The following is a 13,851-nucleotide window of genomic DNA, read 5'->3' on the forward strand; positions in this document are numbered from 1 at the left end:
GACTCACGCGAGACGACCCACGTGCCGGGTGATCTCCAGGCCGAGCGGTCCGGTGTGGAGCGATCCGTCCGCATCGGCCCGCCAGCGCCACCCCGCGGGCGCCTCGCCGAGCACCAGCAGCGCGTCCCCGCGCCGCAGGCCGTCCAACGCGCCCTCCCGCCGCGGGAGCTGTGAGGCGTCCACGACGAACAGGTGCGACACCCCGTCTTGGACGTCGACCTGGCTGCTGCCCTCGATCAGCCGGAAGATCTGGGTGACGTCGGGCGATCCGGGCTCCGGCGGCACCGGGTCCGCCGAAGCCGCCCTGGCGAACGCCTCCTCCACGCTGGCCGCGGTGTGCAGACGGGAGGCCGGCACGTCGTCGGCGACGAGCCCGTCGCCGGCCAGGGATCCCACCAGGGTGACCTCGGCGGGAGCGCCCACCGGGCCGGAGAGCGCCTCGGCGACGACGGCCCGCACCAGGCTGCGCACCTCCTCGTCGGGTCCCGCCACGGACACGGGCCCCGACGCCCGGGAGAGGTCGACCAGCACCCGGTCGGCGCCGTCCAGCCCCACCGTCACCGTCAGTGCGTACGGCAGGGCCGGTTCGCCCTCGGGACCGCGGCGCAGGGCGTCGGGCGAGACCGTCCAGCGCTCACCGTCCGCCTCGGCGGTCCAGGGCGCGGGGGCGTCCTCCTCCGCGCCGGCCAGCAGCAGTCCGAGCCGCTCCTCGGAGTAGACGACGGCGTACACGTCGGGCAGCGACCGGCCGGAGCGCAGGCACTCGCCCGTCAGCCGGCGCAGGCCCGCGTCGACCACGTCCAGAGCCCCCCGCTCCACGACGGCGTCCGAGGCGGCGGCGGGCTTCGGCGGGCGGGGCCGCCGCTCGGTGACGATCAGCGCGGCCACCGCTCCGATCAGCGCCAGCCCCAGCACCACGGCCAGGACGTACCAGATCATCTTCTTACTCCTTGTCGGGACGCCCCGGCGGTGGAGCCGGGACGGTCGAAATCAGGGGCGGGACCGCGGCGGAGTCGCGGCGCCGTGCACCCGAAGGCCACTACGGGGCGCGGCCCCGGACGGTTCACCCGCACGTCGGAGCACCCTTCCGTGAACCATCTGCGGGTGGGCGCCGTAGGTCCCGTCAGTGGCGCGAGAGCCGCCGAGCACGGCTCCCGCGCCCCCGCAATCGCGCAAGCTGGAGGACCTTTCGTGTCGTTGATGCTGACCGTGGTCGATGGGGAGAGTGACGCGTTCGACGTCCACCTCGACGCCGACCCCGACACGCCCGTGGGCGGCGTCGCGGAGGCGCTGGCCGGAGCGGGAGGCGTCCACCGGCCCCCGGAAGGCATCGGCCTGTACGTCGGCGACCGGCTGCTGCCCGCGGACATGCCGCTGCGGGATTCGCCGCTCCACCACGCGGCCGTCGTGGGCCTGGGCCGCCCGGCCGGTACCTCGTCGGCCGAACCGGACGGGCTGGTGGAGGTCCGTGCGGTCGGCGGGACCGGGGCGGGCGCGGTGCACCGGCTCGACATGGGCGAGTACCGGATCGGACTGGCCCACGACGGGACCGCCCAGGTGCTGCGCTCCGTACCGAGCCGTCCGTTCGCCGTCCTGGCGGTGGGCCCCGGAGGACGCTGCCGCGTGGCTCCCGACCCGTCCGCGCCGGACGGCGGCACCGTGCAGCTGGACCGCGAGGACCTCACCGAGGCCACCGCCTGGCCGGCCGGCGCGCAGCTCCTCGTCGGGGGCTGCCTGCTCGAACTCGTCCTTCCGCAGCGGCCGGACGCGGCCGTGGAGCCCTCGGAGGACGGCACCGGCTGGGACTACAACCGGCCGCCGCGGTTGCGGCCGGCCGAGAACGCCACCCGCTTCTCCCTGCCCTTCCCGCCCGCGCCGCCCGGTGCCCGGCCGCTCCCGTGGATCACCGCGGCCGCCCCGGTGGTGATGGCGGTGGCCGCGGCGCTGATCTTCGGCCGCTACACGATGCTGCTGTTCGGGCTGCTCTCCCCGGTCGCGATCATCGGCAACTACGTGATGAGCCGGCGCAACGGACGCCAGTCCCACTCCGACGCGGTCGCCGCCTACGAGGAGAAGAAGGAGCGCATCGAGGGCGACGCGGAGAAGGCCCTGGCGGCCGAACGCACCGCCCGGCGACGCGGCTTCCCGGACCCGGCCGAGGTCGTCCTGACCGCCGTCGGCCCCCGGCACCGCCTGTGGGAACGCCGCACCTCGGACGCCGACTTCCTGGAACTGCGCGTCGGGACCGCCGACCTGCCCTCCGACGTGGTGCTCCAGGACCCGACCAAGGACGAACACCGCCGCCAGGACCCGTGGACCGCGTACGACGTCCCGGTGACCGTTCCGCTGCGTGAGCACGACGTACTGGGAATCGCCGGCGAGGGCCCGGTCGCGCGCTCCGTGGCACGGTGGACGGTCGCCCAGGCCGCCGCCCTGCACAGCCCCCGTGACCTCCAGATCCACTTGCTGACGACCGGCGGCCCGGGCCGGGACGGCTGGTCCTGGCTGCGCTGGCTGCCGCACGTGCGGAAGAAGGCCGGCGACACCCCGGCCAGCATCGGCTACGGCACGGAGACCTGCGCCCGGCGAGTCGCCGAACTGACCACGCTGATCGCCGAGCGCGCCGGACGGGAGGACCGGCGCAGCCGGTCCGCCGGGCCCGACGTGCTCGTCGTCCTCGACGGAGCCCGCAGCCTGCGTTCGCTGCCCGGCGTGGCGCAGATCCTGCGCGACGGACCGTCCGTCGGCGTCCGCGCGGTCTGCCTGGACGCCGAGGAACGGCTGCTGCCCGAGGAGTGCCACGCCGTCGTCGTCGAGGAGCCCGGCGGAACCGTACGGGTGGGACGCTCCGGGAGGGGCACCGTCGGGGGCATCCGGCCCGACGCGGTGTCCCTGGACTGGTGCCGTTCGCTGGCCCGCGCGATGGGCCCGCTGCGGGACCCGGGCGGGGCCGACGAGGAGGCCGCGGTGCTCCCCGGTGCCGCGCGGCTGCTCGATGTCATCGCCCTCGACCCGCCGCGGGCCGACGGCATCCGGGCGCGCTGGAACGCCGGGGGCCGCTCGACCCGGGCGGCCGTCGGCGTCTCCCTGGACGGCCCGTTCTACCTGGACCTGCGGCGCGACGGCCCGCACGGGCTGGTCGCCGGCACCACCGGCTCAGGCAAGTCCGAACTCCTCCAGACGCTGGTCGCCTCGCTCGCGGTGGCGAACCGTCCGGACGCGATGACGTTCGTCCTCGTCGACTACAAGGGCGGCTCCGCGTTCAAGGACTGCGAGCACCTGCCGCACACCGTCGGCATGGTCACCGACCTCGACGCCCACCTCGTCGAGCGGGCCCTGGTGTCGCTGACGGCGGAACTCACCCGGCGCGAGCACATCCTCGCCGCGGCCGGCGCCAAGGACATCGAGGACTACGTCGAGTCGCTGGAGCGGAACCCGGTAGGCCGCACCCCGATGCCCCGGCTGCTCATCGTCATCGACGAGTTCGCCTCGATGGTGCGTGACCTGCCGGACTTCGTGAAGGGCCTGGTCAACATCGCTCAGCGGGGCCGCAGCCTCGGCATCCACCTGATCCTGGCGACGCAGCGCCCCAGTGGCGTCGTCTCCTCGGAGATCCGCGCCAACACCAACCTGCGCATCGCGCTCCGGGTGACGGACTCCGGCGAGAGCCAGGACGTCATCAACTCCCCCGAGGCCGCCGGAATCGCGCAGAGCACACCCGGCCGCGCCTATGTGCGCTTCGGTCAGAACTCTCTCGTGCCGTTCCAGTCCGGACGGGTCGGTGGCCGCCGGCCCGGCGCCGCGGCGGCCTCGCTGCCGGCACCCTGGGCGGTGGCGGTCGGCTGGGAACGGCTCGGCGAACCGCTCCCGGCACGGCCCCGGGCCGCGGCCGCCCCCGCGGAGGTGGAGACCGACCTCACCGGACTCGTCAAGGCGATCCGCGACGCGGACCGGGAGCTGGGCATCCCCGCACAGCACAGCCCCTGGCTGCCGCCGCTGCCCGAGAAGCTGGTCACCGGCGAACTGCCGCCGGCCCCGCCCTCGGACTACGACCTCCAGCCCGTCGCCTACGGCGTGGTGGATCTGCCCGCCCAGCAGGCCCGGCTCCCCCTGGTGATCGACCCGGCGACGCTCGGGCACCTGCACATCGTCGGCTCGCCCCGGCAGGGCCGGTCGCAGACGCTGCGCACGCTCGCCGCCATGCTCGCCCGTACCCACACCGCGGCCCAGCTGCACATGTACGGCATCGACTGCGGCAACGGCGCACTGCTGGCCATGGAGGGGCTGCCGCACGCCGGCGCCGTCACCCAGCGCACCCAGCCGGACCGGGTGGCCCGGCTGCTCGCCCGGCTGACGGGGGAGCTCGCCCGGCGGCAGGAGATGCTCGCCGCCCGCGGCAGCGCCGACCTCCCCGAACTCCGGCGCGCACTGCCCGAGGACGAACGGCCGCCGCACATCGTGCTGTTCATCGACCGGTGGGAGGTCTTCGACAAGCAGCTCGGCGAGTACGACTCCGGGAACCTGCTGTCCGGGGTGCAGACCCTGCTCCGGGACGGCGCGAGCGCCGGCATCCACCTGGTCATGACCGGTGACCGGGCACTGTTCTCCAGCCGGGTCAACGGCTCCACCGAGGACAAGCTCGTGCTGAAGCTGAACGAGAAGTCCGAGTACGGCATGATCGGCATCACCCAGCGGAACGTGCCCGACGAGATCCCGCCGGGCCGCGCGTTCCGCGCCGCCGACAAGGCCGAGGTACAGATCGCGCTGCTCACGGAGAACCCGGAAGGCCAGGCGCAGGCCGCGGCGCTCCAGCAGATCGCCGGGCAGTGCCGTGAACGGTCGGCTCATTTGCCCGCCGCCACCCGGCCGTTCCGCGTCGACACCCTGCCGGACCGGCTCACCTGGGAGGAGGCCGCCGGGTACGCGCCGCAGCCGTGGCCGCACCCGCGGTGGGCGGTGGCCGGCGTCGGCGGTGATGAACTGACCGCCTTCGGACCGGACTTCTCGGTGACGCCGACCTTCCTGGTGGCGGGCCCGGCCCGGTCCGGGCGCAGCACCGTCCTGTCGACGGTCGCGCTGTCGCTGCTCGCGTCCGGCACCCCGGTCGTGATCGGCGCCCCCGCCCGCTCGCCGCTGCGCGCCCTGGCCGGGCGGCCGGGCGTGCTCGCGGTGTTCGACGAGTCCGACATCGACCCCACGGCCCTGGAGGAGGCGCTGTCCTCCGCGCCCGACGGGGCCGTGGTGATCCTGGACGACGCCGACCTGCTGCTGAAGTCGAAGGCCGAGTCCGTCCTCACCTCGATCGCCAAGTCCGGTGCCGAGAACGGCCGGGGCCTGGTGATCGCCGGGCAGACCGACCGGCTCTCCTCCGGCTTCTCCGGCTGGCACACCGAGGCCCGCCGCAACCGGTGCGGACTGCTGCTGAAGCCGCAGAACATGAGCGACGGAGAACTGATCGGCGTCAAGGTGCCCCGCAGCCGCCTGGGCGCGACCCGCCCGGGCCGGGCCATCCTGCACCTGGGCGACGGGGTGCTGCGGACGGTTCAGGTCCCGGAGACGGTCCTGCCGGAGCCCGGCAGCTGACCCGACGGGGACGGCATGCGCGAGGGCCCCGCACCGGCCGAAGCCGGTGCGGGGCCCTCGCGCTGTGTGCGGGACGGTGCGCGGGTGCGGGCGCCCGTGCACGCGTCTCGGTCAGGGGGGTGCCGGGCAGGTAGCTGTCGTCGTTCACCGGCGGGGTGGTGTGACCGGTGTAGGCCAGCGGCCCGTGGCCCAGGCCGACCACGCCCAGGGCGAAGCCGGCCACGTCCGTGCGGGTCCCTGCGCCGAGGACTGCTCGCCGCGCGCTGCCCTCCAGCCCGGCGAGCAGGGGCAGGGCGTCCCCCGCGTCGTCGGCCACCGAGCGGTAGCTGCGCGCGAGTCTGCCGAGCATCTCCGCATCGCCGGGGTCGGGTCGTCGGAGAACCCGAACACGTCCTGCCAGTCGGACGCCGGGGGACGCGCCGTGGACGTCACCTCGCTTTCTGTCAGGAATCGTCCTCGTCGTCGTCCGCGTTCACGAAGTCCCAGACGTGCTCCTGGACCTCGAACGCGGAATTCAGCACTTCCTGCTTCGCCGCGGAATCACATTCGGCGGCGATTTCGATGAGCGAAGGGTATGCGGTGATCAATGTGCGTGCGACGGTGCGAGGGATGCCGTCCTGGTCCTGAAATTCTTCGGCCAGGGCGTCCAGCACGCCGAGGAAGTCGGACAGCTTCTCCGACGGGACCTCCTGGCGATCCCGAGTTTCACGGAGAACGCTGTCCCACCTGTCGGCCAGTGAGAGCGCTTCGGGCGGCAGGTTCACCTCGTCCTCGACCCGCTGTTTCTTCACCGCCGACAGGGCCAGTCCCTGGAGTTCGCGGGCCGCACGGCCGATCGCCGAGCGTGCGGGCTCCGGGTACGCATCGGCCAACCCGTCGAGCGCCGCGTACACGTCCACGAGTTCGGCCAGCGCGTCTCTGGGAATCAGGGAAGACCCGTCCCACTCCTGTTCGCACTGTCGGATTGTGTCGAATACTTTCTCCAGCGCTTCCTCGTCAAGGCCCTCGTTGGACTGAAGAGGCAATGTGAGCGAGTTGAGAGCTTCGGTCAGCTCATCCGCCGGACCGGATTCAGTCATCATTCTCCAGGCTTCTTGATCCAAGTGATTGCTTCCGGGGGTACGCGTCCCACGAGAAGTACTTCCTGCGAAGACTTGGCGTAATTGATCGGCCTGCCTCGCGGCTTGATTCCAGCGGCCCTGCGTCCCGCATCCGTCGTGAGGTCGTGGACCGTTCCGTCGAACTTGGTCAGGTCGATTTTGACCTGGCCGTATTGCTTCTTCCACTTATTGAGGACTTCCATGCTGTTCGTCGTGGAAATGAACTGCGATTTGAAGCCCTCCTTGCTTCCCATCATGACGTGCGCCGCCGGCCTGTAATTGGCGTCCGGGTTCTTCGCCACCAGTCCTTCGGCGGGGTTGTCCTTGTCGTTCAGGTTCCTGAATACGGTGGTGCAGGGAGCCAGCCCGAGGGGGTCGCATACCTGGAAAGGATCGTTCACATACCCGTAGGGGTTCGGGTCCGGCACGAGCCCCAGGGGGTCGGGCGATATGTACCGCCCGACGTCCGCGTCGTAGTGCCGGTGAACGTTGTAGTGAAGACCGGTTTCGGAGTCGGCGTACTGGCCGGGGAAGCGCAGCGGCGTGTAGGCGGTGGCGCCGCGATTCCAGCTGGTGGTGCCCCACACGGTTGCCTGCGTGTGCCAGGCGATCTCCCCCGATTCGTCGACGAGTTCGGTGGGGGTGCCGACGAGGTCGGTGACCATCGCGAAGAAGCGGGAGTCGATCTCGTCCTGCGGCAGCGCCTGCCCGTCGGCCGCGGTCAGCCGGCGCTCGTACTGCGTCAGCGGCCGCTGGTCGTCGTAGTCCCAGGTCACGGTGACGCCCGTGCGTGAGGTGGACTCCTCCGCCAGGCTGGTGCCGTCCCAGGTGAAGTGGACCGCCTCGACCGGCGCCCCGTCCTCGCCCATGCGGTACTTCGCCGTGCGGCGGTCCAGCGGGTCGTAGGTGTAGGTCCAGCGGGTGCCGTCGGGGGTGGTGCACGCGGTCAGCCGGTTCTCGGCGTCCCACTCGTAGCGCCAGGTGTCCGGCTTCTTCGAGAGCCGTGTCTTCTGGCGCAGCGTCACGCGCCCGGCGGCGTCGTACTCGTAGCGGACACCACCCGCGGAGAGGAGCCGCATGCCCTGGTAGGTGCGCTCGCCGCGCGCACCGTCGTCGTCGGCCCGCCGGCCGGGCCAGTCGCCCGCGGTCTGGTTGCCGGCGGCGTCGTAGGCGTAAGCCTCCGACCAGCCTTCCGCCGTCACCGCGAGTGGACGCCCCACGGGGTCGAGGTCCATGCGGCGGGTCCGGCCGGTGACCTCCTCGGTGATCGCGGTGAGGCGGTTGTCGGGGCGGTAGCCGTAGGAGCGACCGCGGCGCAGCTCGTGACCTGAGGTCAGGTGCTGGCGGGTGAGCCGGCCCAGGGAGTCGTAGGCGGTGGAGAGCCGGACGTCCGCGCCGAAGAACCGTTCGGTCTCCCGTCCCAACTCGTCGTGTGCGAATGTCAGTTGGTGTCCGTCGGTGGACACGCCGGTCGTGTTGCCGGCGGCGTCGTAGGTGTAAGTGGAGGTGGCGCCGGTGGGAGTGGTGCGGGAGACGAGCTGTCCGACGGGGTCGTAGCCGTAGCGCATGGTGCGGCCATCGACGGTCTCCGACAGCAGCCGGCCCTCGGCGTCGTAGGCCCTTTCCAGCGTCGTCCCGGGGCCTTCGGCGCGGATCATGCGTCCGCCCGCGTCGTGGGTGTAACGGGTGACGGCACCGGCGGCGTCCTTCGCGGTGACCTGTCCCAGCACGTCCCGCTCGAGGCGGATCTCCTCACCCAGCGGGGTCGAATGGGCCGTCAGCTGACCGGCCGCGTCGTAGGTGTAGCTGAAGCGGCGGTCGTCGAAGTCCGACTCCGCGATGACCCGCCCCGCGCTGTCGTGCGTGTAGTCCCAGGTCAGCCCCTGAGGATTGGTGACGCTGGTGAGGCGCAGTTCGGCGTCGTAGGCGAACGCGTACGTGACGCCGTCGGGGGTGGTGCGCTCGGCCAGCAGGTCGAAGTGGGTGTAGCGCATGGCGGTCGTGCCGCCGCCCGGGTCGGTGTGGGAGAGGCAGTTGCCCTCCCCGTCCCACTGCCACGTCTCGACGCTGCCGTCCGCGGCCGTACGCCGGGACAGCAGGCCCTCGACCGTCCACTCAAGACAGGTGGCCGCGCCCAGGGCATCGGTCACCTTCACCGGGCGGCCGAACGCGTCCCGGACACACGTCGTCCCGACGTCCGAGGGACCTTCTCCCCGGCCGGAGACCGGCGAAGGGCCCACGACGCGCACCGGCAGGCCCGCGGGGTCGCTGTCGATCCGGGTCTCGGTGCCGTCCGGCCCGGTGTGGGTGGCCACGGCGCCGGTGGGAGCGTAGGTGTAACGGGTGACGGCGTCGTCGGGTCCGGTGACGGCGGTGCGGTTGCCGCGGGCGTCGTACTCCTGCCGCCAGGTCGTCCTGTCCGGCAGCACGATCTCGGTGGGCAGGTGCAGGGAGTTGTAGGTGGCCTCGGTGCGGCGGCCGTCGGGGTGCTCGACGACGGTGAGGTCCTCGCCGCGGCTCCACTCGTAGCGGGTGGTGCGCCCGAGTGGATCGGTCCGGGACAGGAGCTTGTCGTAGCGGTCCCACTCGGAGGTGGTGGTGTTGCCGAGGGGGTCGGTTTCGCCGATGACCTGGTGGAGGTCGTTGAGCTGGTAGACGGTGAGGGCGCCGGTGGCGTCGGTGTAGTGGGTGCGCTGCTCGACCGGATCGTAGGACCACTGCGAGGACAGGTACCCGTCCGGGCCGATGGTCTCGGTGATGCGGTGGTTCTCGTCGTAGACGTACCGGTACATGGAGTTGTTCCGGTCGGTCCAGGAGACGATGCGGGAGTGCTCGTCGTAGCCGAACACCAGCGCCTTGCCGGAGGAGTTGACGACGTGGCTGAGGTTGCCCTCCGTGTCGCGCTCGTAGGACGTCACCTTCACCGGGCCCTCGGGTGTGGCCACGGAGGTGTCCAGCAGCAGTCCGGCGACGCAGTTCAACTCCACGCGGTAGCCGCCGGAGTGGACCATCGCCGTCGGGGTGCCGTCCTCTTCCCGCTCGATCCGCACCTCGTTGTCGTTGCGGTCGTGCCGGCGGACCAGCCAGTGCACGGCGGTCTCGTCGGCGCCGTCCGTGGCGCGGTCCGCGAAGTGGTGGACGAGGCCGGTGCGCGAATCGCGGACCACGTGGGCGACCCCGCCCTCGGCCGTCTCCTCGGCCGCCAGCGGCAGGCGGGGGCCCTCTTCGGGCCACACCAGGTCGTCCGAGCCTGCCTCGGGGAGCCGCGAGTAGGTCAGGATCGACCCGTCCTCCCGCGCCCACCGCACCCGGCCCCGATCGTCGACTTCGAGGCGTTCGTCCAGCGTGGAGGCCCAGGACGGGCCGAAGAACTGCCCGTAGCGGTAGGTCGACAGGTACGTCCTGGCGAGCATCAGCGGCAGTTCGCCGGGGAGTTCCAGGTCGGTCTGCGTCAGCAGCATCTCGCCCGTGGCCACGTCGACCGGGTCGGTCGCGCACTTCTTGCCGATCCCCTCCCGGCTGACGGAACGGGTGGCGCCGGAACCGATGTTCTTCATCGCGCCGGGCTTGATGCCCTTGAGCGCCGAGCCGACGCTTCCGAGCCCCTTGAACAGTGCGCCGCCGCCCGCGACGAGGCCGACGACGCCGAGGACGATCTCGCCGATGTCCCAGTCGCCTGTCTCGGCCATGATCGACATATTGATGCCCAGTGACACCGCACCGGTCACGATGGCACCGATCGTCAGGGCGATGCCGAGACCCTGCAGTCCGGGGATGAGCAGCGCCAGCACACCCAGCACCGCGCTGATGATGCCGAGAGCCTTGCTGAACGCCTTCTTGATCTTGTCCCAGAGGCTGTAGCCGTCGACGGACTCGTCGCGGGCGTCGTCCAGCTTCTGGGCGGCGACGGCGGCGTCCTCCTCGCGCACCTGGCGGGCGTCCTCGGCGAGCATGCGGGCGGCGTCGAGGTCGGCCTGGGCGTCGTCGGCCTGCGCCTGCGCGCCGGACTGCTTGCTGTGGGCCTCGTCGAGGGCGCGGCGGGTGCTGGCCCGGGCTTCCTTGTCGTCCGGCGGATGCTTCTGGCCGTCGAGATGACTGATGTCAGCAGTGACCGCCTTGACCACATCGGTGGCGGATTCGAGCCGGTCCTTGGCCTCGCGCCCCTTTTCCAGGGCGTTGTCGGCGTTGCGCTGCTGGTCGCGCAGCGAGTTGACGTACGTGTCCAGGGCGCCGGCGGCCTGGTCGTAGGAACTGTGCAGCTTGCGGACCTGGTTGGCCAGGTCGCCCAGCTTGTCCCGGAGCTTGTCCATCGTCTTGCCCTCGCCGACCTGGTTGTTCTCCAGGGCGGAGACGAGGGGCAGGGCATCGCCCGCGTTGTCCGCCACGGAGCGGTACTGGCGGGCCAGGTCTCCGAGCATGTCCGCATCACCCGGGGTCGGGTCGTCCGAGAACCCGAAGACGTCTTCCCAATCGGACACCGCCGGACGCGCCATGGCCGCGACCTCACTTTCCCTTTGCTGCGTCGGTCGTGTCGGCCTGGCCGTCGAAGCGGAGCGACTCCGCGATCGCGTCGAAGACCTCGTAGAACTGCTCCGCCAGATCCACGTTGGGAGTGGAGCTGGCGATCACCAGGTAGTCGTGGGTGTTGGGCACCGGGACGAGGGTGTGCCGCACCGCGGTGGGAACCCGCTTCCCCTGGTAGTCCACGTCCTCGACGCGGGAGATCCGCCCGGCCGCCCCGGCATGCGGCAGTTCCACCAACTCCACCTCGCCGGGCGGCAGTCCAGTGCCCTCCGCGTCGGTGCCGAGCTGCACGCCTGCGGCCATGACGAGGTCCGCCAGATCCTCCGACTCGCCCTCCGGAACGGTGATCCGCAGCACCACCGTGGTGGCGCTGAGCACCAGCGGGCCGCTGCCCGCGCGCAGGATCCTGATCATTCCGGACGCCCGCAGCGCGCCCTTCGCGTGCGCCTCGCGGGCGGTGCGCCGCGTGCTGCGGATCAGCCCGTCCACCTGCTCGCGGGTCAGCTGCGGGGCTTTCTCGACCTGTTCCTCGATACGGCGACGGATCGACGCATCCCGGGTACTCGGGTCGAGGTCGAGCTGCCACCACGAGTCGGGGAATCTCAGGCTGTATTCCGCGGGCGCGGCCGCCTCCGACTGCTCCGTGGCCGGTTCCGTCATGGCGCTTTTCCCTTCGGCGCGACGTTCCTCCGTCACGCGTCCTGCTTGTCTTCGTCGAGCGACTTGATGGTCTCGTCGTCCGTCTGCGTGAAGTTCTCGGCGATCGTGTCCGTGTTGTCGGCGAACGTCTTCACGTTGTCGTGAACCCGCTCGTGACCCGCCACCCACGCCTTGTCGAACGCGTCGAGGGCGTCCGCGAGCGTGCTGTCGCCGGCCAGGCTCTTGAAGTCCCCCGCACCGCCGGTGGCGTTGTAGAGCGTCGCGGAGTTCCCGATCAGATCCCCGATGTTCTGGAGCTCCTTGACGGTGTCCTTGAGGTCCTGCACAGGCACGCTGATGTTGCCCACCGGTGTCTCCTCTCCTGTCCCGGCCGCCCGGCCCCGCCCTCACAGGGAGAGCGGGGCCGGACGATGCGGAGCGCTTCAGCCGATGGAGCCGGCGGTCTGGTCGTCGGTGTCGACGAACGCGTCGGCGACCTGCTTGATGAACTCGCTGACACCCTGCAGACCCTCGATGGCCTTCTCGGTGCCGTTCTTGTACTCCTCCCAGTACGGACGGAACTTGCTCTCGGAGCCCGGGGTGGCGTAGGCCGCTTCGACCATCTCGTCCATCTTGGTGTTGGCCTCCTCGAGGCTCTGCTGCATCAGCTCCTTCTGGTGCTGCAGCCAGGTCGAGGCCTCCTGCATCTCCTCCGGGCTGATCTTGATGTTGCCGCCGGCCATGCCGATTCCTTCCGTCGCTCCGTCGTGGCGGCCGCTGGGCCGCGTACACCGGGCTCTACGGGGCACCTGCCGGGGTGGTTCACGTCTGTTGCGGAACGGTGACGAAAGCGGCAGGTCAGGGGAGCACGACGCCCATGGCGCCGTCGCCTATGCCGGGAACGGGCAGGTCAGGCTCGTCGGGAGCGATGTCAGCGAGATTCATCGGGTTGCCTCCCATGGCTGCTCGGCCCCGCAGGGCCCATCAGGTCGTACGGGTCACGCGGGTGCGGAAGCAGAACGGTGAGAAACCGCGACATCCACGAGGAGGAGCGGCGGGCACACGATCGCCACGGGCCCCATGGACAGGGGCGTCGCCGCAGGAATTGACGCCATGTGGGGGACGCCACGCAGGACTGCCGTCAACGATGCGTCATTCGCGATCCGCGCCTGACGTGGCGGTCCCGCCCGAGGTCGTTTCGGCCTTCGTGTAGAGGACCTCGCGGGCCTGCTCCGCGGCGCGGCCGAGGCTCTCGCCGACGAAGTCGAGGAAGCGGGCCACGTTCTCCAGGCGGACGGCGGCCGGAGTGCCGGGGCCGAGGATGCCGACCCCCTGCCGTGCGATCTCGACCTGCTGGTTGAGGGACTGGATGCTGGCGACCGTCGTCTGGTACCAGATGTCGTCGTCGACGACGTAGCGCTCGCGGCGTCGTTCGTCGCGTTCCCTGCGGAGCAGGGCCTGGCCCTCCAGGAACGTGATCGATTTGGAGATGGTCGCCGGGCTGACCTGAAGGCGCTGGGCGAGTTCGGACGCCGTCAGGCTTCCGGTATCGGTGGTGAGGAGACAGACCATCACCCGCGCCATCATCTTGGGCAGGCCCGACTGCATCATCACGGTGGTGAACAGCTCCTCGTACTCGCGGACGGCGTCGGCGTCGCGTCCGTGGGGCAGGGGAGCCGGGTCCGCGCCTCGGGACGAGGCGGGCCTGCGCCGGTGGGCGCGCCGTTCCGTGGCGCGGTGGGCCAGGTCCGCGCGGTAGCCGGTGGGGCCGCCGTTGCGCATCACCTCACGCGTGATCGTCGAGGTCGGACGCTCCAGACCTCTGGCGATCTCCGCGTAAGCGAGGCCGTCGGCGAGCCCCAGCGCGATCTGCTGACGGTCCTGCTGGGTGAGCCTGCCTCCCGGCATCGCAGCCTCCTTCGTGTTCCCTGGGGCCGTCAGCATAGCGTTCACCCCCAATCTATTGCAACGCAAGGGGGATGGTCTGTTGCATTACATTCAAGGT

Annotated in this window: 8 protein-coding genes; 1 reads left to right on the forward strand and 7 read right to left on the reverse strand. The window is 71.3% G+C overall.

What is annotated here, in order from left to right; all coding sequences use genetic code 11:
- Positions 1–3 precede the first annotated feature (3 nt).
- Positions 4–939: a hypothetical protein gene (locus ABZ562_RS06475; RefSeq protein ID WP_361474834.1), complete on the reverse strand. Its 936-nt coding sequence runs from the start codon at positions 937–939 to the stop codon at positions 4–6.
- A gap of 261 nt (positions 940–1,200) precedes the next feature.
- Here ABZ562_RS06475 and ABZ562_RS06480 point away from each other — a divergent pair, with 261 nt between their 5' ends.
- Complete coding sequence (locus ABZ562_RS06480) at positions 1,201–5,583, forward strand: FtsK/SpoIIIE domain-containing protein (RefSeq protein ID WP_361474980.1); 4,383 nt, start codon at positions 1,201–1,203, stop codon at positions 5,581–5,583.
- 443 nt (positions 5,584–6,026) lie between these two features.
- Here the strand turns inward: ABZ562_RS06480 and ABZ562_RS06485 are convergent, their stop codons facing one another.
- The 6 genes from ABZ562_RS06485 to ABZ562_RS06510 all read right to left on the reverse strand — a co-directional run bounded on the left by ABZ562_RS06485 (position 6,027) and on the right by ABZ562_RS06510 (position 13,754).
- Positions 6,027–6,665: a hypothetical protein gene (locus ABZ562_RS06485; RefSeq protein WP_361474836.1), complete on the reverse strand. Its 639-nt coding sequence runs from the start codon at positions 6,663–6,665 to the stop codon at positions 6,027–6,029.
- Positions 6,662–11,161 carry a DUF6531 domain-containing protein gene (locus tag ABZ562_RS06490; RefSeq protein ID WP_361474838.1) on the reverse strand — a complete coding sequence of 1,500 codons (4,500 nt, stop codon included), beginning with the start codon at positions 11,159–11,161 and terminating at the stop codon, positions 6,662–6,664. Before ABZ562_RS06490 ends, ABZ562_RS06485 begins: the two co-directional genes overlap by 4 nt.
- Positions 11,162–11,186: 25 nt before the next feature.
- Positions 11,187–11,867, reverse strand: a complete 681-nt coding sequence (locus ABZ562_RS06495) for a hypothetical protein (protein ID WP_361474840.1) — start codon at positions 11,865–11,867, stop codon at positions 11,187–11,189.
- A gap of 32 nt (positions 11,868–11,899) precedes the next feature.
- Positions 11,900–12,214, reverse strand: a complete 315-nt coding sequence (locus ABZ562_RS06500) for a hypothetical protein (RefSeq protein WP_336047345.1) — start codon at positions 12,212–12,214, stop codon at positions 11,900–11,902.
- Positions 12,215–12,289: 75 nt separating this feature from the next.
- On the reverse strand, positions 12,290–12,589 hold the full coding sequence (locus ABZ562_RS06505; RefSeq protein WP_361474842.1) for a WXG100 family type VII secretion target: 300 nt from the start codon (positions 12,587–12,589) through the stop codon (positions 12,290–12,292).
- 409 nt (positions 12,590–12,998) lie between these two features.
- Positions 12,999–13,754: a helix-turn-helix domain-containing protein gene (locus ABZ562_RS06510; protein WP_361474844.1), complete on the reverse strand. Its 756-nt coding sequence runs from the start codon at positions 13,752–13,754 to the stop codon at positions 12,999–13,001.
- Between the last annotated feature and the right edge of the window lie 97 nt (positions 13,755–13,851).

The sequence above is a fragment of the Streptomyces sp. NPDC019937 genome, assembly GCF_040631655.1.
GTDB lineage: Bacteria > Actinomycetota > Actinomycetes > Streptomycetales > Streptomycetaceae > Streptomyces.